Raw genomic sequence first — 25399 nt, 5'->3', positions numbered from 1 at the left:
TTAAGTATGGTGCCATTTTACTCGTGGTTCAATAGCATCTCTGTGAAATACGTGTATTTTATAAATGTGATATCACAAATAAAACACTATCACTAGATATTAGGAGTTCCCAATAACATCTGCAACATTATTGATATTGGAACAATTCTTAATCACCCTCTTTGAATAGCGCATCAGAAGATAAAGCAACTTCTAACGGTTTATTATCATAGGTGATTATCTCATCTATTTGTTGCTGGCTGATTACCTCATTCGAGATATGTGAGGTACTGTGACCCAGCCATATCGTATGATTCATGGCTATATTGCTATTGGTTAAATCAGCCGAGCATAGTAACGACCACATTTGCCAAGTTCGCTCATGCGTATCTGCATTCAAAATTAGCCGCGATTGCGACATATTTGCTTGGTCAGGTAGTGGTTTGCTTTTTGACATAAGTGTTTGTGAGTTAGCAGGTAATGACTTGAGAGGATCATTTGCTTGATACTTGAGTACTCGTATGGGCGTGCTACTATCAATAGCCACAGTACAATCCCAAACACTAGCATCATCTATCTTGCTCCAGCCTGTGATTGCTTGCAACGTTAATTTGCCATTTGGCAGCTGCCATATTTTACCGGATTCGCAACGTTGGGCGCTGATAGTTGCCGTCTTTTGAGAGTCCGTAGTAACTTTATAAGCTTGATACAGCGCAGACCAACGCTCACTATGTCCTGCTTGCCAGTATTGGCTCACAGGCAATCTCTGACTGAGTTGAGCGACTATCATGGGTAAGAGCTCTGAATCATTAGGAGCCACTGCGCTGCTCTTTTTATCGTAAACGCGTGAATCAGTCACGCCACTACTACTGCTTTGTACGACGATGCCCTCTAGCTTGTTGACAGATAAGCTACCCAATTGCTGCGCTAACATGGCAGAGAATTTATCTGCCGTCAGATTGCTAGGCATGGTCTTAATTTTAGTATTACTGGGTCTATGATCTGCCAAAAACAGCCAGCTGGTATTTTTGGCATCTTTATCATTGACGACCGGATATTGTAATAAAGCGGCACTTATATAATGATCACCCGTTGGCAATATATATAGAGTGGGTGTCGTAGTCAGTGACTGCTGATTGGCATATACCGTCATTACCAAAAGACTGAGCGGTGGCAATACTAGCCAACGACTGATCAGACCGCGAGGTAGCAACCAAGGTAACATGGTTAATAATGCCATAAGCAAAATAGCGGCATTGACGGGCGTATAAAGCCACGCATCTGATAGCACAGGCATTGCCGTTAGCCATCCTATCAGTTCGTGTAGGTTACTGACAATCGCAGTGACTAACATCCAAATAATATCAGCTACAGACGGCAATATGAGATAGCAAAGCCCAGCCAATAAATTAAGCGGTACGATAATCCAACCAAATAAGACAATAGCAAAAAGATTTACGATTAACCCCCATAATGAGGTTTTGCCAAAGAGCAACAACGTTACAGGTAATAGAGCGAGGAACAGCCAACACTGTAACTTAAATAAGCGCTTAAAACTTAGCCATAGACGTCTGAGTAATTTGTCATAGGAAGTAGAGGGTTGGTTTGATGTTAATAGCTGATTTTGTGAGGTATCTTCATATTTAAGCAATAACGCCACGGCAATAAAGGACAGCCAATAACCTGCTTGCCATAATACATAAGGGTCATGCCATGCCATCAGTACTGCCAGAGCAAATAATACGCGCATGGTACTGACAGGTAATAAAGTTAGTCTTGTCAGACCAATTGCCAGTAGCATCCATGCGGTACGTGCAGCGGGCACATCAAACCCTGTAAACAATGCATAAATAAATGCGGCGCTAATCATCACCCACCAACGTACGTGCCAGCGCGGAATATAGCGATATAAAGCGGGATACATACGATTAGCTAGTAGAATAACTATACCAGCCAGCACAATCGCTAAAAACAAAACATGCGTACCCGATATTGCTAATAAGTGTGAAATGCCAGCCAACTGATATAGATCTTTGGTCTCACGATTAATTAAACTGCGATCACCGGTCAGCAAGCTTAATGTGACCGCTTTTGCTTGTTGCTCTGCAGCAGTATTTGTAGCCCAATCTTTATAAAAGTGCTGACGTAATTGCCAACGCCCTTGGTCAATAGCAGTACGCAACCGTGTTAAATAAGAATCAGAAGAGAGTAAATGTGAATTTGAATGTGACTGTGGGTGACTGGATGGCAAAATCGCGCTGCTGGTAGCCAGTATATTGGCAACGCCGTCAATGTGCCGACTACGTAGCCAGCGATAACTATCAAACCCTGATGGGTTATTTGATACTTGCTCAGAAGTAGCAAGCGGTGCCAGCGTCAAGGTCATAAACAATCTATCACCCGGCTGCAAATGATTTAAGTCAGCAATCTGACTTTGTTTTTCTGTTTTCTTAGATTTTTTCTGAGAGTTAGTCTTAGATGACTGTTTGGCTGGATTTTTTGGATAAGCATTGAGTAGGACGCGGTATACCTTATCTTGAACAGCGTTTTCAGCAAGTGTGTTTTGATGTGAAGATATGGCATTTGAAGACTCATACTTGATATCATTGCCGCTTAGGCTATTATTTAGCCCTGCTCCATATTCCGCTGTCACTCTATTCAAGTCTTGCGCTGTCAGCTCAGAAACCAATGGCAATATTTGACTGATGATCGCCACTTGCCGATAGCCAGTATCGGTACCAGCATCATACACACTATCGCTTATTCCCTCTATATGAACCAAAGCCTGCACACGCATTGGCTCAGTAATTTTTTGATCGTCTGCTTGTTGATGACTTACTAGTGCCTTCAAACCACTGCCGATAACCAAAGTGCTTGCTAGTATAGCGATTGATATAAAATAGAGAATACGAGAAGCAAACCTAGAGTGATGAGACGTATTTTTTACGGAATTGATAGGATTAACTGACGGGATAGTAAACTGGCTGATCAAAATTAAAATAAAGGTAAGAAGTACGAATGAAATAGTCAGAACAGGAGTGCTGGCGCTATCCATAAATAGCGGCATTATTGGTATAGGCGTGCTATCAGCAACCGCCAAAACACCCATCATAGCAAGGATGATAAAGCTACCTATTAACCAATACACCAGTGCTCCTTGCGTGATATTTGAAATAATATATAGCATCCACTAAAAAACCGTAATGTGCTTGCTCTATTACCTTGGCGCTAAATACCACTACATCAAGCCATGGTATTTATCCGGATATTATCCTATACTAATTGCACACACTAGGATGGTGATTGTCTAACGTTCTCTTTACGTTTTTCTGATAGAATTCTTATCTATACTTTTATCAATAACATGACTGCCTATCTGCCTATTATTATGATTGAGCGGGCTGCAGACAATGAGTAAAGGCAAATCTGTGCCAAAAAAACGTTTAAAAGACTTATTACCTACCCCTGAGAAAGTGTTAGAAAGTCGCACATTAAAACTGTTTGCGCCGCAACTTTCTGACCCACGATTGTGGCATTTTAATCGCCATAGCTTAAATAAAGCCGTCTATATCGGCGTGCTGAGTGCCTTTTTTCCATTGCCAGGACAGATGTTATTAGCATTGATTGGTGCGCTTATTTTCCGTGCCAATGTCCCTATGGCACTGGGCTTAACTTGGATTACCAATCCACTCACCACCTTACCGGTATTTTACGCTGGATACTATATCGGTGCCGAAATACTCGATCTGCCAATGATTAGTTTACGCACGATTGGCAGGATGATCTCTGACTTAAGTTTATGGATTATATCGGACGGCGCCAACCCCTTTATTACTTATAAAGGAACTGTGTCCTTAACTGCATTTTGCCTAGGTCTGACTATCTTAGCCATTATTACAAGCATCGTCTGCGGCTTAGCGTTTAAAGCCATTTGGCGCTATAAGACTGTCACGAGTTGGCAAAAAAGGCAGCTTAGCTCTTTAGATAAGCCGCCCGAACTTTAATAAATGCTATCAATCCTCATCTCTATTTGCTTCAATAGCATTAAGGATGTTGTCAGTGAGCTTATTATCCATCACAAAAACTTCAACCACTTCTTCGTTTTTGAGCAATACATAACGCTTACCTGTCGCACTGTCTTGAACCTTTAAATCAAAATCAACACCTGCCAAAGTAATACGATCGAAAACGGGCGTCAATAAATCTATTTGACCTTGTTTATCGAGCGTATCAAATAACGCGGTATCCATATAAAGGTTTAGTGGCTCATCACCTTCTTCAATACTGCCAAAAGCAGCAATCGGGTCGTCATCTTTATCCATTATATTTATCCTTACTCAATCAATAGACTGCTATCTTGCAATCCTTTTCTATTATATTTTAGTAATTTTCCCAATGACCATTACGTAAAAGCAGCTGACGATCAGCAAGCGCCGCTAGATTTCGATCATGAGTGACCATCAATAGTGCCGTTTGCATCGTACTTTGCAGCTCTGATAATAATCCAAAAACGCTTTGTGCGTTATCATAATCTAGGTTACCTGTTGGCTCATCTGCCAAGATAAGCGACGGTTTGGTGACTAAAGCACGCGCAATCGCCACGCGCTGACGCTCACCGCCTGACAACTCACCCGGTCTATGAGCCAAACGATGTTCAAGACCAACACTGTTTAAAATATCGATGGCTTGCTGACGCGCTTCAGCCGTCGATACTTCTGGGCGCATTAGTAGCGGCATGGCAACGTTTTCAATGGCAGTAAATTCAGCCAATAGATGATGAAACTGATAAATAAATCCCAAATGCTTATTACGCATCGCACCGCGTTCGGTCTCATTCATACTGTTTAATAACTGACCATGCAACCAAACCTCACCGCTGGTTGGCGTATCAAGCCCACCAAGTAGATGGAGCAAAGTACTCTTTCCTGAGCCACTGGTACCAACGATAGCGATACGCTCACCAGCGGTGACAGTCAAATCCAAACCGGTCAAGACTTGGGTGCTCACGGCACCTTCATCGTATATCTTATTAATATTGGTCGCTTTTAAGATAGCAGACATAATGCTTCCTTTATTTTATTTATAACGGCATTAACGCCTATAAATTACTCGTAACGCAGCGTTTGTGCAGGCTGAATTTTAGCCGCTCGGCGTGCTGGATAAATGGTCGCCAAAAAGCTCAATATAAATGACGCACTGGTAATCAATACCACATCCGCCAAACGCAGCTGCGATGGTAGATAGTTCACAAAATAGGCATCAAATAAATTTAGACCAAAGCTATTATTAATAAAGCCCAAAATATCACTGACCGTTAATGCAAATATCACGCCCAATATCGTACCTGCAATGGTACCAATAAAACCAATCACCACACCTTGTACCATAAAGACTTGGGTAATCAGACGCGGTGAGGCGCCAAAAGTTTTTAAGATAGCAATGTCAGCCTTTTTATCTGTGACTAGCATCACTAAACTTGAAACAATATTAAAAGCTGCCACGAGGATGATTAAGAACAGTAGCAAGCCAACCATGGCTTTTTCCATTTGGATAGCACCAAATAGATTGCCATGCGTCTGGGTCCAATCACTAGGATATAATTGCTCTGGCGCAATCGCCGCCGCTTTTTGTGCTGCCATTGGCGCTGTAAAGATATCATGAAGCTTCATACGGATACCTTGGGCGCCCTCTGGTAAACGCAGTAATTTTGCCGCATCGCCCATTGGAATAAATGCCATGAGACTGTCCACTTCTGGACTAATAGAGAATATACCAGTCAAGGTAAAGCGTTTAAAGCGTGGTATCACACCAGCAGGTGATGGTGATGCTTCTGGCAGCACAAGAGTGACTTTGTCACCCAACTGCAACCCTAGTGATTGCACCATACCTTCACCAAGCACAATACCGAACTCGCCATTCTTTAGCGTATCGATATTGCCTTCTACCATATGCTCATTGATGATAGAAACGTTTTTCTCATACTCAGGATCAACACCTGTCACCATGATGCCAGCTACTTGACCATTCGAGGTCAACATACCTTGCAACTGGATAAAAGGCGCGGCCGCAACCACTTCCGGATCTTCTTTAATCTTATCAGCGACTTGCTTCCAATCACCGATAATCTCGGTTGATGTGACAGTCGCTTGCGGTACCATACCCAAAATACGCGTTTTTAGCTCACGATCGAAGCCGTTCATGACTGACAGTACGGTAATCAATACTGCCACGCCAAGCGTCAGACCAATCATTGAGATCAGTGATATAAAAGAGATAAAACCATTACTACGTTCTGCTCGGGTGTACCGTAAGCCGATAAATAACGCTAAAGGACGAAACATATTCAAACTCTTTATCTTATCTACGTGCGACTTTATGTAGGTTACAAAACAAATAGCGGCAATTGCATCATACTTTTGCAGCTGCCACAAAAACATATCAATCGAACACAAAAACAGGGTGTAAGACAAGCCAAATGTGGCTGTCAAAAGGGAGCTAGTTTGACACAATTTGGCTAACAGGTGCCAGTCATTACCGAAAACTGTCCAGATTTTATAATAAAAAATGCGGTTTTATGATTATTTTTTATAACAGACTTGCTATTCTCTGTGTCTATACCTATATATTGTATGCTAAGGACAATTGTCATTAACCCCTCATTGTTGTTTGTTGCCTCTTTACTGACGGCATTGCTGACCATCATAAACCCCTCTTTTCAAGTGGTACATGGTACTCAGCGATCACAGTTTCAGACCCAAACCTCATGGCTGACTTAAGTTTGAGTATTTTCATGACCATTAATTATCAATATAAAAACATCCAATCTCCTACCAAAATCACCTTAACTGATGAGCAATCAGCTGGTCACGGTGACCATTGGCGTATTCTGACTGATGACATGAGTCATGATGTACCTGAATGGTTACAACAGATGATTGAAAAAGCAGCGATGCCTAAAGGCCTTAATACCGATGTCAGTGCCAAAGACAGCTGTTTATTGCTATCTGAGAACCAGCCTTGTCATATCAATCAAGTACTGGCAATGAAGGATGGCAAGCCTGAATGCTTTATCAATGCCTATCCTTGTGTCGATAGCCCATATGGATTGAGCTGTAAAATCGAGCGTATGATTGTCAATGACAACTCACACGATGCCGTATTACGCTTACGTACCACTGATGGCAGCATCATCTATGCTTTTGATCAGCTATATACGGCTAACCGTCATTTATACCAACGTGATACCAGCTATTTTGTGAACTTTAGCGCATGGGCACATGAGATCAAAATCAGTGAACAAAATGAAGTCATCAAAGTAGAAGACCAAGAAGCGATACGTTATCACCGTGCTTTTAATGATATCGTTGCGGCAAACGATGGAAAAATGCCGGATGACCTACAAGAACAAATCAAAGCATGGCAACCAGAAACCAAAGAACAAATGGCGCCGGTCGAGATCAATCTGGGTCATATGTGTGCTTATTTGTTTGGCGATACGTTAGGTCAAGAAGATGAAGCATGGTGTCAAGGTCAAGTACTTGGCAAGCAAGAAACCCTATTTAATGGTAAAACGATTATTCTGTTTGATGTGGTGGTACTGCGCGAACAAGATGCTGATCCGTTTGTGATGCGTATTGGGGCGCTAAAAACATCTGATACTGCCTCTATTAACGTTCATGATTACGTACAAGCAAACGTATGGCTACAAGCGGCCATTTATAAAGAAAATCAGCAAGCAGCACAATCGAAAGCCAGCTAGTCAGATTTAGATTGTTTTAGACAAATAAAAAGCCCCTAATTGATTTTAGGGGCTTTTTATTTATCTAAATACGATTAAATTAATAACGACTCTAAGCCATTGTAGTCATTGACTTAACATTGCTATAAAGCGCTTTTTGCTCAGCACTTGGACGAGCCGTCTGTACTGCCATCAACTGTGACATATCGCCTTCGACACGAATCTTGCCACCCATAAAGGCGCCCATGATTTCATTGGTATCGAAATCAGTGATGATGGATTGTAGGATACTACGATCAAGCAATAACGTGGTGGTCGCTCCATCGTTTAAGCCGCGATGTAATAGACCGTTTGCAAAGTTGGCTTCGATGTCTTGATCGCTATCAGATACTTTTAGATTGACGATCATATTCGCAAGTGCGGGCGGCAAATTAAGCTCACCTGCTTCTTGACCCATTTGCTCAACTTGCTCAAACCATTCATCTGTCAAAAAAACTGCCATATTATTATCCTTAATACCTATTGTTGTTAATCGGTGCTAGGTCAGCACCTTTCGTGCTCTAACCTAACAGCCAGTTAAATGCCAAAAAACTTACTACTACAAGGTGACTATTTTATATAATAAGCACTTTATTATGGATACTGCTCAGTGGCATTATAAGATGCGACTTTACAATAAGTAAAACTTATTTGTAGAACAAATAATAAAATTGTTACAAAACCTTGTTCATAGTTAATCCATACAAACTTGTGAATACTATCTTTTTTCATCTATAGAATAGTCATGAAATTGGGTATAAAATAAGTGGATAGCATAGCAGTGATAAGTTGCTTGCTAAGATTTTACTAAAGAGTTTGTATTTTGGCGCATAGTTCTGATGATATTTGATTAGGTTTGCGTTACAATACCCTTAAACAGAGTCGGGAGTTTTAACTAAACATTACGTAAATATGTTTTTTTGTCAGCTATCGCTAGCATACATTGACGGTCGATACCTTCTTATCACCGGTTGAACATCAGTATCTATCTTGGTTTGTACGGCTTTTGGCGGTGACAATTAAGATAAATACTCAGCCTCAATAGATGTTTGATGCTCGAGAACGGCACATTTTCTTATTAAACCTGACAACATATTAACAATCCTACTATCAATCAGCTTCGCGAGCAGTGCGCTTTAGTACTGCTCTCTACCCATCAGCAATCACTGATATCTAGACCATGCTTAGCTTGATAGTTAATACCGTCAGCCTGATAAGACGAGTGAAAACAGCCTTTACCAAAGCCATTGTTTGGTTATGATCTTTATCATGATCTAGATGACATGGCATGTTAGTTAATTCTGTTGATAATTCGGGCTGTAAAGGAATCATCCAATGAGTTTACAAAACACAGCACTCGCCCCCATTGACCGTGAATATGAAATTACTATCGTAAGATTCTTTACGGTTATGGCCGTGGTATGGGGCATCGTCGGCATGAGTATTGGTGTGTTCATTGCTTCTCAGTTAGCATGGCCAGCACTCAATTTTGACATTCCATGGCTGACTTTTAGTCGTTTAAGACCACTGCACACCAATGCGGTTATTTTTGCGTTCGGTGGCTCAGCCTTGTTCGCAACGTCTTATTACATCGTTCAGCGTACTTGTAAGACAAGATTATTTGCGCCTTACTTAGCTTGGTTTACCTTTTGGGGTTGGCAGACGGTTATCGTAGCGGCTGTTATCACCTTACCATTAGGTTTAACCTCGACTAAAGAATACGCTGAGCTTGAGTGGCCGATTGATATCCTTATCGCATTGGTATGGATTTCATATGCTATTGTCTTCTTCGGTACGCTAATTAAGCGTAAAACGTCACATATTTATGTGGCTAACTGGTTCTTTGCTGCCTTTATTATTACGATTGCGCTACTGCATATTGTAAACAGCATGGCGATTCCTGTTAGTGCGTTTAAGTCTTACTCGCTATTTGGCGGTGCAACCGATGCCATGGTGCAGTGGTGGTACGGGCATAATGCGGTAGGCTTCTATTTGACGGCTGCTTTCTTAGGCATGATGTATTATTTCGTGCCAGTACAGATTGGTCGCCCAATTTATTCTTACCGTTTGTCTATCGTTCACTTTTGGGCATTGATTGCTTCATACATGTGGGCTGGTGGTCACCATTTACATTATTCAGCGCTTCCAGATTGGACGCAGTCATTAGCAATGGTATTTTCTATTATTCTATTTGCTCCATCTTGGGGTGGTATGATTAACGGTGTACTAACGCTTTCAGGTAGTTGGGATAAGCTACGTACCGATCCGATCATTCGCTTTATGATTGTCGCTTTGTCATTCTATGCCATGTCGACGTTTGAAGGTCCAATGATGTCTATTAAGACAGTCAATGCGCTATCGCATAATACGGATTGGACAGTTGGTCACGTACACTCAGGTGCGCTTGGCTGGGTTGGTATGATTACCATTGGTTCGCTATATGTACTGTTACCACGTATTTATAACAAGCCAAAAATGTATTCTATCAGCTTGATCACAACGCATTTCTGGCTAGCAACAGCGGGTACCATCTTCTATATCGTATCTATGTGGATTTCAGGTATTGGCCAAGGCATGATGTGGCTTGCGACTAACCCTGATGGTACTTTGGTATACAGCTTTGTTGATACCGTTGAGTTCTCGCATTTCCCATATATTGGTCGTGCGTTTGGTGGTCTTCTGTATGTATCTGGTATGTTTGTGATGGCATATAATGTCTATAGAACAATCAAGATGCCAGAAGGTAAGCCAGTAGACATTGCTGATCCGACTGATCATGAACCTAGTGTCGATCAAATCTCGACAGCTAAAGTATAAGGAGCGATCATGGCTGGTACACCGCATGAAATTATTGAAAAAAATACAGGCTTGTTGGTCATCGGTATCGTTATCGCTATTAGCTTTGCAACGCTCGTTGAGATTGTACCGCTGATATACGATTATAGAGGTGCTGAAGAAGGTGGTGTGAACACTCCTCTCCCTTCTATGGAGCCTTGGACTGCGCTTGAATTTGAAGGTCGTGACATCTACATTCGTGAAGGTTGTCATGTCTGCCATACCCAAATGGTACGTCCATTACGTGCTGAAGTTGAGCGTTATGGACCATACTCACGTGCTGCCGAATCAACGTGGGATCACCCTTTTCTTTGGGGCTCAAAACGTACTGGTCCCGATTTAGCACGTGTGGGCGGACGTTATTCTGAAGATTGGCAAAGACAACATTTGATTGACCCACGTTCATTAGTGCCTGAATCAGTCATGCCCGGTTTCCCATGGCTTGCGACCAATGAAGTGAATGGTTCTAATGTTCAAGCCAAAATGCGTCTCTTCCGTGATCGCTTCGGTGTGCCTTATACTGAAGAAGATATTGAAGGCGCTCCAGATGCTGTGCTTGGTGCTACTGAGCTTGATGCTTTGGTTGCCTACCTGCAGCAGTTAGGTACCGCAATGGAAGGACAGCGCTAATGGGTATTGGTGAATTACAAACAATTGCGACCGTTTCTGCCTTTATTGCCTTCGTAGGTGTTGCATGGTGGGCGTATTCGCCAAAAAACAAAAAACGCTTCGAAGAAGATGCACAACTTGCGCTTGATGACGAGGATATCAAATCTCTGTCTGACGAGCAGCGCGATAAGGATAAATGATGACATTCTTTTGGAGTTCTTGGATAACTATACTAAGTATCATGTGCTGGGCGTTTATCCTCGGTATTTTACTAATGGTCTTAAAATTCAAACCAGAAGTAGAAGATGATGGTACCACAGGGCATGAATACGACGGTATTCGAGAATATGATAAAGCGCTGCCTAAATGGTGGCTAGTGATATTTTTTGGATCAATCATTTGGGGTGTTGCTTACTGGGTATTCTTTCCAGGTATTTTCCCCTCAAAATGGGAAGGCATCACAACTGTAGAAGTCGATGGCAAAACTTTGCCATGGACCTCTAAAAACGAGCTTTACAGTGAGCTTGAGAGTAACAACAAAGTATTTACGGATAACTTTGAGAAAAACATTTTGGCAAAAGCAGATGCCAGCGGTGCTACTAAGACCCTAGCCAGCTTATCTGAGATGCAAGCGACTATGCGTCGCAGTGAAAAGCCGCCTGCAGATCTGCAAGCTCAAATTGATGAGAAAATTGCAGAACTATCACCTTATGTAGAAAAGCTATCTGAAAACCCGAATGCGTTAAAAGTCGGTAGTCGCTTATTCTTACAGAACTGTGCGGTCTGTCATGGCTCAAACGCCAAAGGTGCTACAGGTTATCCAAATCTAACCGATAATGATTGGTTATATGGCGGCGAAGCGTCAAACATCTTAACGACGTTACATAATGGTCGAGTCGGCGGCATGGCTGCATGGCGTGATCAACTTGGTGAAGATGGTATTCGTGCTGTTTCTGAATATGTGTTGTCACTATCTGGTAACCAACCTGGTTACGAGCTTGATAAAGCCCAAGTTGCTCAAGGTGAAGCTATCTTTAAAGAACCTACCAACTGTGTGCTTTGTCATGGTCCAGAGGGTAAAGGTATGATTTCAGCGGGTGCGCCAAACTTAACAGATAATATCTGGTTATATGGTGGCGATCGCGAGACTATTCGAGAAACATTACGTTATGGTCGTGCAGGTGTGATGCCTGAGTGGGAAACCAAGCTAGGTAATGAACGTATTATGTTGCTTGCTGCCTACGTATATTCATTATCAGATAGAACTGTTCAACCTGCTGCTAAGGCAACTTCTGTTGCTGCTGCAATGCCGAAACAAGTGGTAAGTACAGAGAAGACGGTTAACTAATACGGTTAATTTTAACTATAGTTACTTGGTTAGCAGCTATCTCATTGACGAGTAGATTTAGATAAAGGGAGGTCTGTCATTACAGTCCTCTCTTTTTTATTAAAAATATTTAAGCTTTGTCATCAATTATGGCTTTTAGCAGTACTACTATTTGTAGCCTAATAGCCCTCATATAGATATTGCTTTTTAACACTCTCACCCCATTTATAGTAGGGAGAATGTTAAAATAGTTAGACCATAAGACATTGGTGACAGAGCCATTTCAGCTTTTTTGCCAATTATTGATCATCCCTCATTTGGTAGACGAATTAAACACATTTTAATTTTTATCTCTCTACTTACTGACATTGATAACACCGCACATCCACCTATCTTATTTTTATAATAGATGTTTGTTACCCATGCCAGCAGACTGATTCTTTTTTTAAAGAGGCACGTTTATGTCAGCACCACAATCTAATAAAATCCCTGTACAGCAAGTAGATCTTGATGCCACAAAGCATCGTGTCCATCCACGATTTGTGACTGGTTTCTATCAAAACATTCGTGTTATTACGATGTATGCACTTTTAGCGGCGTTTTTGCTGTTGCCGTGGTTACGCTATAACGGACGACAAGCTATTTGGTTTGATGTGCCATCGCAGCATTATTATATTTTTGGCATGACATTTTTGACGCAGGATTTTTATTTTATTGCCGCCTTTGCTATCATTGCAGCCTTCGCCTTATTTATGGTAACAGTCTATGCAGGGCGAGTTTGGTGTGGCTATGCTTGTCCCCAGACCATTTGGACGCATTTATTTCAATATGTAGAAAAATGGGTGATTGGCGATCGTAATAAACGCATTAAGTTTGATAAAGAACCAATGAGCGCAACCAAGATGTTTAAACGCTTCTTGATATATTTTATCTGGTTTGTGTTTTCCATGATTACCGCCACGACCTTTGTAAGTTATGTATCGGGTACAGATGCTCTATACAATAGCTGGCAGATGATTGGTTTTATCCCCTTCCCTGATTGGGCGACGTGGATTTGGGTATCAGTATTTATCTTTGCGTTTTCGACCTACGTCAATGCAGGTTATATGCGCGAGCAGATGTGTATCCAAATCTGCCCTTATGGTCGTTTTCAAAGTGTGATGTTTGATAAAGATACCTTGGTGGTTTCTTATGATTATGAGCGCGGCGAGCCTCGCGGTGCTCGCAAAAAAGGCACCAACCCTGAGAATTTAGGCGACTGTATCGAGTGTCAGATGTGTGTACAGGTCTGCCCTACTGGGATTGATATTCGTGATGGATTACAAGTAGCTTGTATTCAGTGCGCCGCCTGTGTGGATGCTTGTAATGAGATAATGGATAAAGTGGGCTATCCACGCGGACTTATCCGCTATACCACAGAGCGTCAATTGGCTGAAAAAGAGAAGAGCCGTGTCTTTCGCCCTCGTTTCTTCGCTTACTTAACACTTCTCACGATACTTTGTGGCGGTGTTTTATACGCTTTGAATGACCGTGTGCCATTAGAGATTGATATACGGCGTGACCGCAATCAGTTGTCTTCATTGAATCAGCAAGGCATGATTGAAAACAGTTATATCGTTAAGCTGACCAATAAAACCCAAGATGCCCATACTTATAAAATAACGCTCGCACCGCAAGAGGGTTTGAGCTTGGAGATTCGCTTTAACGATGTACCGTTAGATGCCGGTGAAAGCTTTGATATGCCAGTTAGTATCTATGGCGACCCTGATGTGATTGAATTTGGTCAAACACCCGTGACTTTGAATGTCAGTAGTGAAGACGGCAAATATCATGTTAGTAAGCAGAATGTTTTTACCACTCAAGGTCAGTAAGTATTAATATTCATTGTTAAATGATACCTACCAGTGAGTTAGCGCTTGATAGCTCACTGGTGATTGAGTTACCTTACCTTGGCAGCTTTTGGCTGTCAGCTTTATCCGTTGATACGGTTACTAGATATCTGATTAATAGGTATGTTATGTCCAGTCCAGCCCCAAATTTTAAGCATCAAGACAGCCAGCCATGGTATAAAAACTATATGGTGGTTATTTTTGTCATTGGTATGCCAGCTTTTGTCGTCATTGCTTGCATCTGGTTTGTTTATTACTCTTATCAGATTCGTGATAGCGTGGTACGCGACGACTGGTATATGGATGGTAAAACCCTTTATCATGATGTGTCGCGTGACAAGTTGACCTATGATTTAGACTTGCATGGACAAATGCAATTTGCAGACAATGGCGATGTTGTGTTTTATCTGAATTATCCTGAGCAAAGTTTGCAGTCGGGTAAACTGATTAATGGCAGTCCACTTAGCTATCCTGAAACACTGGATCTGTCTATATCTCATGCCACTGACATTAAAAAAGACCGTGATGCGGTGTTAAAGCATCTAGAAGGCAATAAATATAGCGCCCAAGTAGATATCGATCCTCTTAAAGCAAAATATTATTTACAAGTAAGTCATAAAGGTAAAGACGATTGGCGCATGCAAGATGTTGCCAAGTTACCACGATCAGAGGTTAGCTTTGATCCTCTACCAGTATTTGGCGAAAGCTAAACTGTTCAAAATATGATTAAAATAAAAAAACCAGCCATGAATCTATCATGAGCTGGTTTTTTTATTTGAAGAGCGTAAACGGTATTAGATCATTAAATTATTAAGTCATCAAATCACTGGATTAATCGTTGGAATTTTTTTCGGCGCACGGCTGCCCTTTTCTGCATTAGCAAAGTCTGGATTGAATATCTGCGTTTCTGGTGATACTGGCAAACCAATCTCAGCCAGACTCTCTATTTGCCCCGCTTGGATATTGTCACCTTCAAACAAACGCTCGTTATCATCACGATCCAGACTTAATGTCTCAAAATCAAACAGCTCTCTATCTGCCAATTGCGAGGGCGCAACATTTTGCATCGCTTTAAAAATAGACGCTAGGCGCTGAGGATGAGCATCGTCCCATTCTCGTAGCATATCATTAATAATGGCACGTTGCAGATTGGTCTGGCTGCCACAGAGATTACACGGAATAATAGGGAATTCTTTTAGGTTCGCATATTCAATGATGTCTTTTTCTTCCACATAAGCCAGTGGACGGATGAGCATGTTTTGCTTGTCATCACTGAGTAATTTGGGCGGCATCGATTTCAACGCGCCGCCATGGAATAAGTTCAAAAAGAAAGTCGCCAACATATCATCGCGATGGTGCCCAAGCGCAATCTTTGTCGCACCGATTTGTTTAGCAAAACCATACAGTGAGCCACGACGCAGACGTGAACACGCCGAGCAATAAGTTTTCCCTTCTGGCACCACGCTTTTGACAATACTATAAGTATCTTTTTCCAGAATATAATGAGCGATGCCCTGCTCGTTTAGATAGGCAGGCAACACCTCTTCTGGATAGCCAGGCTGCTTTTGGTCAAGATTGACGGCAACGATATCAAAATGAATCGGGGCGATACGTTTTAATAGCAGTAAGATATCGAGCAACGTATAGCTGTCTTTACCGCCTGATACGCAAACCATCACCACATCGCCATCTTCAATCATATTAAAGTCGCGAATCGCCCATGATACTTGACGACGAAGCTTCTTTTGCAATTTCCGAAAGTGAGCCGACTCGGTCAGTGATTGTGTATCAGCCAATATGTTATCTGCTTGCTCATCCATAAAATCATCATTTCTGTCATCGATATCATCATATAAGATCGCCTCAATGTCAGTTGTTTTATCATGATGATTCACATCAGTATCGATAGAAGCCTTGTCAAACTGAGGCGTGATTGATGGTGTAAATAAGGTTGCTGCAGTCATAAGTTACTCAATATCTTGACAAGAATGGCGTTACTTCAAGAGAGATAATCAATCGATTTATTCAAAAGGCTGCGATAAAAGCTATCTGCGTATGGCTAACAATGATGCTTCATAAGGCAACGCTTCAAACATGATTTAAAACAGCAGCGATTATAACAAAATTTGCTAACAGATTGAAAAGATGACATTAAATTATCGTCTTAAATGCGACTGCTTATCTAAAGCTACTAATTATCGATTTCCTAAACTTTATCCTATTACTTGCATGATGTTTTAATGCTGCTTTCAAGGTTCTGTAATGGTAGAATTTTTGCTAAAATAGGCGTTTTTCGCTAACCAATAATAGATGCCATTATGACAAATACTGCTCTGCCAACCTCCTCTGCTGATCAAGAAAACGATACCCAATTAAATGAGCTGCATAAAAGCCAAAATGCGGTCGTACTGCTATCAGGTGGGCTTGATTCAGTGACTTGTCTATATTGGGCAAAGGCCCGTTATGCGTCAGTAACCGCAGTCAGCTTTGATTATGGTCAACGCCATAATAGTGAGCTGGTCGCTGCCAAAGCAATCGCTGAAACTGCAGGCGTTAATCACAGAATTATTGATATCGATATCGCCCAATTGGGTGGCTCATCACTAACGGATCACAGTATGATTGTGCCTGATGGTGATACGGATAAATTCCCAGACAAAAAGCGTGATGAGATTGATAACGACGCGATTCCAAACACTTATGTGCCAGCGCGCAATACCATCTTCTTATCTTATGCCTTGGCAGTCGCTGAAGTAACTGATTCAAACCATATCGTCATTGGTGTCAGTTCAGTCGATTATTCAGGATATCCTGATTGCCGTCCTGAGTATATTGCCGCTTTCCAACATATGGCAAATCTTGCTACCAAAGCGGGCGTTACCGGTCATCATTTATCGATTCAAACCCCGCTACAACAATTATCGAAAGCCAAAACCATCGAGCTGGGTCTGTCGCTAGGGGTTGATTACGGACAAACCATTTCTTGTTATCAAGCAGATGCCAATGGTCTTGCCTGCGGTGTTTGTGATAGCTGCGCGCTGCGTCGTCAAGGGTTCGCTCAGGCAGGCGTTGCCGACCCTACCCATTATCAGTAATGATTTTAGAAGTTTCGCCTTAGAACATGAATAAAGGGTCTTAAAATAAAGGCAATTAAACATTGGCGAAACATTCGCTTGCATTAACACAGCACGCTGCCGTTGTATTTTAAATACAATCATTGCTATGGTATGAGCCACTTTATCTACCACAAGATATAAATGCTCATCAAAGTAGCAACGTTTTATTAGAAGTAATATTTTATCATTTGTACAAAATCGAATTCATTTATAAAAAATTCAAGTTATCGCAGTCACATGTAAAAGGATATTTATGAAATTTTTGCCAGTACTACCCCTAGCTCTTGCTGCAATATTTGCCATGCCACAAGCGAACGCTGTTGATATTAAGCAGAATAATATTAATACTTGCGTCAACGGCGCGGTCAAATATAAAGTCGCTGACAAGAGCACTGCAACCAAGCTTTGTGATTGCACGATCGGTGTCCGTAGCAATATGACCATTGGTCAGATGTGGGAGATTGAGAGCTATGCGCAAAGTAAAAAAGACCCATCAAGCCTCTCGTATGTGAAAAAAATGCAAAAAGATTTGCAACAGTGTACCGTTGGTTTGGACTTAAAACAGCCACAAAAACCTGCTTAATCCTCAAATTTTTAGATATATAAAAGACTGGTCATTGCCAGTCTTTTTTGTTGCTCATCCATAAGTGATGTGTAAAATCGAGGATTTATTTCTATGAATCTGCCTATAATGGGATGACCAATAATAATATAACCGCAATCAAAATAAATAAGGATTTTATGATGGCAAAGCCAACCACAGAAACCATTACTCTACCTGATTTTCCAGTCACTATCGTGCGTGAGCTAGATGGTCATTTTATTCATGATGATATTAGCCTAAAAGAGCTGGTCGCCAACACCAGTAAAGGACTTATCCTTTATTTTTATCCAAAAGACAATACACCTGGCTGTACCACACAAGCAACTGAGTTTACCGCCCATCTTAACGAATTTGATGATTTAGGTTACGACATTATTGGTGTCTCACGTGATAGCGTTGAATCACACGAAAATTTTATTAGCAAATATAATCTACATATTCCACTTATCAGTGATGCCGATGAAAAACTCTGCCACTATTTTGATGTGATTAAAGAAAAGAATATGTATGGCAATATTACTCTAGGTCTTGTACGTTCGGCGTTTGTCTTTGATAAAAATGGTACGCTCACTCATACACAGCGTAACCTTAAGGCAAAGGATTATACTGAGCGTTTATTAACTACGCTTGCGCCTTAGTCTTTTAATCTAGCTTACGATAAACCTTAAAACTATTTTTATTTGAGAATACTATGAATAAACAGCCTGATACCGCCTTTGATTCTTCTGCTCCCTTTGATCATAGCACTCATCAAAACGTGACTCGCAAAGTATCTGTTGCGGTCATTGGTGCTGGGACTGCCGGACAAAACGCTTTTCGCCAAGCAAAAAAGTTCTTAGAAGATGTCATTATTATCAATGATGGCTTTTGGACGACTACCTGTATTGCGGTAGGTTGCATGCCAAGCAAGCTACTCATTGCAGCTGCTGACCGCGCTCATGATGCCAATAATTCTGCTGAGTTTGGCGTACATGCCACTGCTCACATAGATGGCAAACAGGTGATGGAACGGGTGCGCGCTGAGCGTGATCATTTTGCCAGCTACATCGAAAAACAAGTCGATAGCTGGCCTGAGGATAGTAAGATAGCGGGACGGGCTTATATTAATAAGCAAGGCTTGATTGAGGTCAATGATGAATGGATCAAAGCAGATAAAATCATTGTCGCCACTGGCAGCTCGACCTTTATTCCAGATGGCTGGGAAGATAAGCTTGGTGATACTATGCTGACCTCAGATGCTGTCTTTGAGTTAACCGACTTGCCAAAATCTATGGCTGTGATTGGCGCAGGTGCGATAGGTTTAGAACTTGCCCAAGCTTTCACACGATTGGGTGTCAAGGTAACGGTATTTAATCGCGCCAAACGCGTTGCTGGTCTAAAAGACGAAGACATCAATAACAAAGCCATTGATTGCTTAAGTCGTGAGCTGACCATGCACTTGGGCAGCAAAATTACTGATGTCGGTCAAAAGTCAAATGAAAATAGCGATAAAAGCATAAATAAAAACAGCACTGTTGCCTTTATTGATTATGAAGACAGCGCTGGCGAAGTGCAACAATGGCAAGGTGACTATGTACTGGTCGCGACTGGTCGACGTAATAATATAGAGGCATTGGGTGTTGAAAACTTAGGCGTTGAGCTTGATGAAAAAAATCGCCCACAACAGCTGGATAAAAAAACTGGTAAAATCGGTGATTTAGACGTTTATATCGTTGGCGATGCCAATGCCAATATTCCATTGCTTCACGTGGCAAGCGATGAAGGTTTTAGCGCCGGCAGTATGGTCTGTGACAACAAAAAGGATGCTTATATTCGTCCGCCTGCCACACCATTTTCCATCGTATTTAGCTCACCGCAAATCGTCAATGTTGGTATGTCTTTACCGGAAATCCAAGAAGATTCAACACTTGAGCATGTGATTGGGAAAGTCAGCTTCGACAATCAAGGTCGTAGCCGCGTCATGGGTATTAACTGTGGTCTATTGCATATTTATGGCTGCAAAAAAACAGACAGAATCCTAGGTGCAAGTATGGTTGGTCCAGATGCAGAATACATCGGGCATATCTTAGCAATGGCAATTACTAATGACTTGAGTATTAAAGACATGCTTGATACGCCTTTTTACCATCCTACTATCCTAGAAGGCTTGCGTACCGCCTTGCGTGATGTTCAGGATTTGATGGAAATACCGTATCAGTCGCTTGATATTCATCGAAACAATTCTTAATCAACTGTTAAATGCTCTGTTTTAAAAGTAATGGAGTAGACCTACTAGCGCTGACTTCAGAAAATCTAAACTTGATTTGCCGTCAGGACGTAAGCTACTTTATATGGTTAAAGCAGTATTTGGTAAAAGCGGTTTTATTTATAATGATACGGTTAAAATCCTATTAGTACAGAGTAATATTTTTTAGAACCACACCTTTCATGGATAAGATAATGGCAATCGCTAGTATTACTGAATTTTTTCAAGAGATTGCTCGTGACCTACATACCAGCCTTTTTCTTGCGATTGGTGGCTCTATCGAGGAAGGCACCTTAGATTGGTCGTCTAAATCAGTAGAACTGGTGAGCACTGGCATCAAAATTCTAATACTACTTGCGATATCGGGGTTTATGTATTGGCTTGCTATTTATGTACTAAAAAAAAGCAAAGCACGCATTCGTCTGAATGAGCGCCGCGCTAAAATTGCCCGATCAATCTTGCGTTATGTATGGGCTGTGACCAGTGTTATTGCTATTATGAGTCAGCTGAATTTTGAGCCAGATACCATTAAAGCCACTGCCAAAGCCAGTACATGGGCGGGAATATATTACGTGCTATGGACATCATCGGGACAAATTGTCCATAAAATACTACAGCACTACGGTTTAAACGCTTCTATTGAGCAGCTGCTTAAAAACATCTTATCTGTGCTGCTATTAGTCTTAGGGCTTGCCAGTGTCATGGCTCAGTTCGGCTTTGATATTGTATCTCTGGTGGCAGGTTTGGGTATTGCTGGTTTGGCGGTCGGCTTTGCCGCGCAGTCAACGCTTGCCAATTTTATCGCAGGTATTACCATTTTGCTTGAGCAGTCCTTTCAAGTTGGTGACTGGGTCAATATCAATGACAATGAAGGGCGCGTGGTGGTGATTGCCTTACGTACGACCCACGTCTTAACTCGTGACAATATTACGGTTATCATACCCAATTCGAATGTAGCCTCCTCCGTCGTTACCAACCTGACCTCCAAAAACTTTATACGCTTTGATATTCAGATGCGTATTGCTTTTGAAGATGATATTGATAAAGCACGTGATGAGATTTTGCAGGTACTGTCTGATAGTGAGGCGGTCCTCAACCGACCTGAGTCTTCTGCGACCGTGGCAGAGATTGGCGAGTATGGCGTATATTTTATTGTACGCTTTTGGGTCAAACCAGCGGCAGTTGCTCGTATGCCCAAAATCAAAGAAGATTTACGAGAAAATATCAAACGCGCTTTTGATGCCGCTGACATCTCGACCCCTTATCCTCATATGCGCCTACTTATGCCAAGAGAAGACGTCTATCCGATTGTGACCAAGCCCAAGCCATTGGCAACGACCGCGCAAACTGTTTCAGAGTCATTAGCGCTGAACAAAGACCAGCATTAATATCCTTGCAACTTATTTAGCATTTATATGCCATAAAAAGTTCTTTCAGATAGACATCTTTTAATCATCGCTTTCTTAAACATCAGCGCTTTAAACCATCCGCTATAGAATTATGGTAAAATTAGCGGTTAAACATCTTATTTTATGATGTGCACTATTTATTAATTTAGCCCACAGGTATCCGTATGACCGAAACAACCGCGCTCGCCTCATCCACAGCGTCTTCGCAACCATCTTCACAAGTATCTTCACAGGTATTGTCGCTTGACCTTATCATCACCTGCGCCGATGGGTTAGAAGCACCGCTACAGACTGAGCTGACCAGTTTTGGTATTGCAAGTGAGATAAAAAGTACTGGTCGCCTTGCTGTTACGGGTACCTTGCGTGATTTATATAAGATCTGTCTTTGGTCGCGCGTGGCATCGCGCGTATTAATGCTGATTAAACGCAAAAATATCAATGCTGAATATGATGTGGCTGAGCAGCTGTATGGTTTGGCGAAATCGGTCAATTGGACAGAGCAATTTAGCCTAGAGCAAACCTTTGCGATTCGTCTGTCTGTTGATAAACGTGTAGCTGTCAGCCAACAGTTTGCCATGCTACGTATTAAAGATGCGATTGCGGATACCTTTAACGAAGTATATGAGAGCCGCCCTAACGTCGATAGTAAAAACCCAGACTTTTCTGTTTTTGCGACCGTCAATGATAAGCAAGCTGAGTTATATTTGGATTTATCAGGTACCAGCTTGCATCGCCGTGGCTATCGCGTTGCAATGACAGAAGCACCACTAAAAGAAAACTTAGCAGCGGCGCTACTTTATAGCGCAGGCTGGCATAAGAAAAACGAAGCAGGTGATGCGCCTTTTTATAATGCGCTAATCGATCCTATGTGTGGCTCTGGTACCTTTATCATTGAAGCGCTCCTCATGCACTGCGATTATGCCGTCGGTATCGATAAAGCCGCCAATCAGTTTGGTTTTTACGAGTGGCAGCATCATGACAAGATCTTATGGCAAGAAATGATTGATGATGCACAGACCCGTTTCCGTGCAGCCTTAGAGATTGCGAATGAGCAGCCGGATACATTACCGCTTATCTTTGGATTTGATGCCGATAAGGGCGCTATCATTGCCACAGAAAAGAATCTGATTGCTGCTGGTTTACAAGACCTGTTACCGCTACTCGATATCGAAACGCGCGCCCTTGATCAGCTAAGCACGCTCTTAAAACCTTTGGTTGCTGACGGTCGTTTGAGCAATCCTTTGATTATCACCAACCCACCTTATGGTGAGCGTCTGGGCGATGAAGAAATGATTAAGCCGTTATATCAATCGATTGGGCTTATCCTACAAGACAGCTTTGCCGGTAGTGGTATTGACCCGATGCTTGGTATATTGGCGTCGCATGTTGAGCAAGTCGATATTTTGCCGATTAGAGAGCCAAAAACGTTACGGTGTCATAATGGTGCCATTACTGTGTATTTCCGCTATGGCACCTTGATTGCTGGTCAGACAGGGAATCTCGTTAGCCGCTTTGAGAAACGTGAAATTGAAGTTGAAGATGGTCAAGATTTTATCAATCGTTTGCAAAAAAACCTGACCCGACTAAAGAAATTGGCTAAAAAAGACAACGTGAGTAATATCCGTGTCTACAATGCTGACCTGCCTGATTTCAAAGTGGCGATCGACTTATATGGTGATTATGCCCATGTACAAGAGTACGCGCCGCCAAAGACCATTCCACCAGAAACCGCCAAAAAACGCTTTAATTTGGCATTAATGGGTATTCGTGAAGTGTTCGGTATTAACCGCGAACAAATCTTTATTAAAACCCGTGCTCGTCAATCCGGTAATGATCAATATAGTAAACAAGGCAATACCGAAAAGCGTGGCAAGTTTTATATTGCCCGCGAAGATGGTGCTTATCTTTATGTCAATTTCACCGATTATCTCGATACGGGTCTATTTATTGACCATCGCAATATGCGTGCGCGTATCAAAGACAACAGTCGTAATAAATCGGTATTGAACTTATTCGCTTATACTTGTACGGCAAGTGTGCATGCGGCATTGGCGGGCGCTAAAAAAGTCACCAGCGTTGACTTATCACAGAACTATCTGGATTGGGGCAAACAAAACTTTGCTTTAAATGGCTTGAATGTCAGTGGTAATAAATATCAATTCGTTGCTGCCGATATTTTTGAGTGGATTAAAGACAACACGGAACAATTCGATATTATCTTTATTGATCCGCCAACCTTTTCAAACTCTAAAAAGTTTCAAGGTACCTTTGATGTCCAGCGTGACCATGCTGCACTAATTAACCGCGCGATGAACCGCTTAACCGCAGATGGCATCTTATACTTCTCTAATAACTTTACCCGTTTTGAGTTGGATGAACAGCTGACTGAACGTTATGACATCGTTGACATTACCCAAAAAACCATTGGTTTTGATTTTGATATCAAAAAACCGATTCATCAAAGCTTTGAGATTCGTCATCGTCAGAGTCTATAACAAACACTAAATCTTAGCTTTGACGCCTAACTGGCTCTAAAACATAACAATGACCCAATCAGCTTTGATTGGGTCATTTTTTGTTGGTATGATAGAGCGCTACTAGTGATCGTTTTATCGTTATTGAATCCCATTATCGCTGGTATGGTGAATATCATTCAAAAGCGACACAGCACTATTTTGAACTGACGGTCTTAAAATAGTTATTACTTTTTACCGTTGTAAACGTGCAGTCCACCCTACTCCAATAAATAACAAGGACCATTCCATGGCATTATCTCTAAACAAAGGCGGTAATTTATCGCTAACCAAAACGGATCCAAACTTAACTAAGCTGCTTATTGGTCTTGGTTGGGATGAGCGCGCAACTTCTGGTGCCGAATTCGATCTTGATGCAAGTGTATTCTTATTAAATGCAGCTGGCAAAGTACGCGGCGACCATGACTTTATCTTTTATAACCAACTCAAATCTGACAATGGTGCCGTTGAGCATACTGGTGATAACCGTACAGGCGAAGGCGACGGTGATGACGAAGTGGTCAAAGTCAACCTAACGCAAGTACCTGCCGATGTCGACAAAATCGTTGTGACAGTCACTATTCATGATGCAGCGGCTCGTAGCCAAAACTTCGGTCAAGTTGCTAATGCCTTTATTCGCGTTGTGAATGAAGAAACGGGTGCTGAAGTGGTGCGTTTTGATTTAGCAGAAGACTACTCTGTTGAGACAGCAATGGTATTTGGAGAAGTCTATCGCCACAATGCAGAATGGAAATTCCGCGCCGTTGGTCAAGGTTACTCTGGTGGCTTACAAGCGATGTGCCAGCAATATGGTGTCGTTATTTAAACTGTCATTTAAACTACTATCTAAATCGATATTTAGCCCTTGCTAAAACCATCCATTAGATGATAAGTAGGTGCAAAACCTAAAGCCATTATGCCTCACTATTGGCTGTAAAATATGGTTGCAAAATAGTCACAATCTTTAATAGCCAAATGACTGATAATACTTTATATTTTATTAAAAATCACACATGGAGAAGTGGCTAGCGATAGCCACTTTTTTTATGCTGCGTCTATAATAGACAACCTTAGCTTTACGCAACCAGACAGGATG

Annotated in this window: 21 protein-coding genes; 15 read left to right on the top strand and 6 right to left on the bottom strand. The window is 41.7% G+C overall.

What is annotated here, in order from left to right:
* Positions 1 to 148: 148 nt before the first annotated feature.
* Positions 149 to 3127, bottom strand: coding sequence for a ComEC/Rec2 family competence protein (locus tag JMX89_RS10845; RefSeq protein ID WP_227673076.1), 2979 nt, complete (start codon positions 3125 to 3127; stop codon positions 149 to 151).
* A 262-nt stretch (positions 3128 to 3389) separates the two neighbouring features.
* On the opposite strand from JMX89_RS10845, the gene JMX89_RS10840 reads away from it, so the two are divergent.
* Positions 3390 to 3983, top strand: a complete 594-nt coding sequence (locus tag JMX89_RS10840; protein WP_011513137.1) for a DUF2062 domain-containing protein — start codon at positions 3390 to 3392, stop codon at positions 3981 to 3983.
* Positions 3984 to 3992: 9 nt separating this feature from the next.
* Here JMX89_RS10840 and JMX89_RS10835 read toward each other — a convergent pair whose 3' ends face one another.
* Genes JMX89_RS10835 through JMX89_RS10825 form a run of 3 tightly spaced genes read right to left on the bottom strand, consistent with a single transcriptional unit; the run spans position 3993 to position 6320 of the window.
* Positions 3993 to 4301, bottom strand: coding sequence for a hypothetical protein (locus JMX89_RS10835; protein ID WP_133105306.1), 309 nt, complete (start codon positions 4299 to 4301; stop codon positions 3993 to 3995).
* A 58-nt stretch (positions 4302 to 4359) separates the two neighbouring features.
* Entirely contained in the window at positions 4360 to 5040 is a 681-nt protein-coding gene (lolD, locus tag JMX89_RS10830; protein WP_011513135.1) for a lipoprotein-releasing ABC transporter ATP-binding protein LolD, read from the bottom strand.
* 44 nt (positions 5041 to 5084) lie between these two features.
* The gene (locus JMX89_RS10825; protein ID WP_201532441.1) at positions 5085 to 6320 is read right to left on the bottom strand and encodes a lipoprotein-releasing ABC transporter permease subunit; all 1236 of its coding nucleotides are present in this window, start codon (positions 6318 to 6320) and stop codon (positions 5085 to 5087) included.
* A 449-nt stretch (positions 6321 to 6769) separates the two neighbouring features.
* Here JMX89_RS10825 and JMX89_RS10820 point away from each other — a divergent pair, with 449 nt between their 5' ends.
* A complete protein-coding gene (locus JMX89_RS10820) occupies positions 6770 to 7738 on the top strand; it encodes a hypothetical protein (RefSeq protein WP_133105304.1) in 969 nt (322 codons plus the stop codon).
* A gap of 91 nt (positions 7739 to 7829) precedes the next feature.
* On the opposite strand, the gene JMX89_RS10815 is transcribed toward JMX89_RS10820, so the two are convergent.
* Complete coding sequence (locus JMX89_RS10815) at positions 7830 to 8219, bottom strand: SCP-2 sterol transfer family protein (protein WP_133105303.1); 390 nt, start codon at positions 8217 to 8219, stop codon at positions 7830 to 7832.
* Positions 8220 to 9091: 872 nt separating this feature from the next.
* On the opposite strand from JMX89_RS10815, the gene ccoN reads away from it, so the two are divergent.
* The 6 genes from ccoN to JMX89_RS10785 all read left to right on the top strand — a co-directional run bounded on the left by ccoN (position 9092) and on the right by JMX89_RS10785 (position 15126).
* Positions 9092 to 10573 (top strand): cytochrome-c oxidase, cbb3-type subunit I, encoded by a 1482-nt coding sequence (gene ccoN, locus JMX89_RS10810; protein ID WP_011513131.1) that lies wholly within the window; start codon positions 9092 to 9094, stop codon positions 10571 to 10573.
* 9 nt (positions 10574 to 10582) lie between these two features.
* Positions 10583 to 11221 carry a cytochrome-c oxidase, cbb3-type subunit II gene (gene ccoO, locus JMX89_RS10805; protein ID WP_011513130.1) on the top strand — a complete coding sequence of 213 codons (639 nt, stop codon included), beginning with the start codon at positions 10583 to 10585 and terminating at the stop codon, positions 11219 to 11221.
* Complete coding sequence (locus JMX89_RS10800) at positions 11221 to 11400, top strand: CcoQ/FixQ family Cbb3-type cytochrome c oxidase assembly chaperone (RefSeq protein ID WP_011513129.1); 180 nt, start codon at positions 11221 to 11223, stop codon at positions 11398 to 11400. Before ccoO ends, JMX89_RS10800 begins: the two co-directional genes overlap by 1 nt.
* Positions 11400 to 12548, top strand: coding sequence for a cytochrome-c oxidase, cbb3-type subunit III (gene ccoP, locus JMX89_RS10795; RefSeq protein WP_011513128.1), 1149 nt, complete (start codon positions 11400 to 11402; stop codon positions 12546 to 12548). The genes JMX89_RS10800 and ccoP overlap by 1 nt, the downstream gene beginning before the upstream one ends.
* Before the next feature lie 440 nt (positions 12549 to 12988).
* Positions 12989 to 14398, top strand: a complete 1410-nt coding sequence (gene ccoG / locus JMX89_RS10790; RefSeq protein WP_201551530.1) for a cytochrome c oxidase accessory protein CcoG — start codon at positions 12989 to 12991, stop codon at positions 14396 to 14398.
* A 146-nt stretch (positions 14399 to 14544) separates the two neighbouring features.
* The gene (locus tag JMX89_RS10785) at positions 14545 to 15126 is read left to right on the top strand and encodes a FixH family protein (protein WP_011513126.1); all 582 of its coding nucleotides are present in this window, start codon (positions 14545 to 14547) and stop codon (positions 15124 to 15126) included.
* A 108-nt stretch (positions 15127 to 15234) separates the two neighbouring features.
* Here the strand turns inward: JMX89_RS10785 and ttcA are convergent, their stop codons facing one another.
* Complete coding sequence (gene ttcA / locus JMX89_RS10780) at positions 15235 to 16380, bottom strand: tRNA 2-thiocytidine(32) synthetase TtcA (protein WP_201551528.1); 1146 nt, start codon at positions 16378 to 16380, stop codon at positions 15235 to 15237.
* 354 nt (positions 16381 to 16734) lie between these two features.
* Here ttcA and queC point away from each other — a divergent pair, with 354 nt between their 5' ends.
* The 7 genes from queC (at position 16735) to JMX89_RS10745 (ending at position 25129) form a co-directional block, all read left to right on the top strand.
* Entirely contained in the window at positions 16735 to 17511 is a 777-nt protein-coding gene (queC, locus tag JMX89_RS10775) for a 7-cyano-7-deazaguanine synthase QueC (protein ID WP_020443065.1), read from the top strand.
* A gap of 274 nt (positions 17512 to 17785) precedes the next feature.
* Positions 17786 to 18115 carry a hypothetical protein gene (locus tag JMX89_RS10770; RefSeq protein WP_201532447.1) on the top strand — a complete coding sequence of 110 codons (330 nt, stop codon included), beginning with the start codon at positions 17786 to 17788 and terminating at the stop codon, positions 18113 to 18115.
* 161 nt (positions 18116 to 18276) lie between these two features.
* On the top strand, positions 18277 to 18774 hold the full coding sequence (locus JMX89_RS10765; protein WP_201532448.1) for a peroxiredoxin: 498 nt from the start codon (positions 18277 to 18279) through the stop codon (positions 18772 to 18774).
* A gap of 53 nt (positions 18775 to 18827) precedes the next feature.
* A complete protein-coding gene (locus JMX89_RS10760; RefSeq protein ID WP_201532449.1) occupies positions 18828 to 20363 on the top strand; it encodes a dihydrolipoyl dehydrogenase in 1536 nt (511 codons plus the stop codon).
* A 212-nt stretch (positions 20364 to 20575) separates the two neighbouring features.
* Positions 20576 to 21769, top strand: a complete 1194-nt coding sequence (locus JMX89_RS10755; RefSeq protein WP_227673075.1) for a mechanosensitive ion channel family protein — start codon at positions 20576 to 20578, stop codon at positions 21767 to 21769.
* A 185-nt stretch (positions 21770 to 21954) separates the two neighbouring features.
* Entirely contained in the window at positions 21955 to 24285 is a 2331-nt protein-coding gene (rlmKL, locus tag JMX89_RS10750) for a bifunctional 23S rRNA (guanine(2069)-N(7))-methyltransferase RlmK/23S rRNA (guanine(2445)-N(2))-methyltransferase RlmL (protein WP_201532450.1), read from the top strand.
* Between the two features lie 268 nt (positions 24286 to 24553).
* Positions 24554 to 25129 (top strand): TerD family protein, encoded by a 576-nt coding sequence (locus JMX89_RS10745; RefSeq protein WP_011513118.1) that lies wholly within the window; start codon positions 24554 to 24556, stop codon positions 25127 to 25129.
* The last annotated feature ends 270 nt before the right edge of the window (positions 25130 to 25399 follow it).

The sequence above is a fragment of the Psychrobacter sp. DD43 genome, assembly GCF_904846555.1.
In the GTDB taxonomy this organism is placed as follows: Bacteria; Pseudomonadota; Gammaproteobacteria; order Pseudomonadales; family Moraxellaceae; genus Psychrobacter; species Psychrobacter cryohalolentis.
Note: the sequence above shows the minus strand (reverse complement) of the source record. Positions and strands in the feature narration are given on the sequence as shown.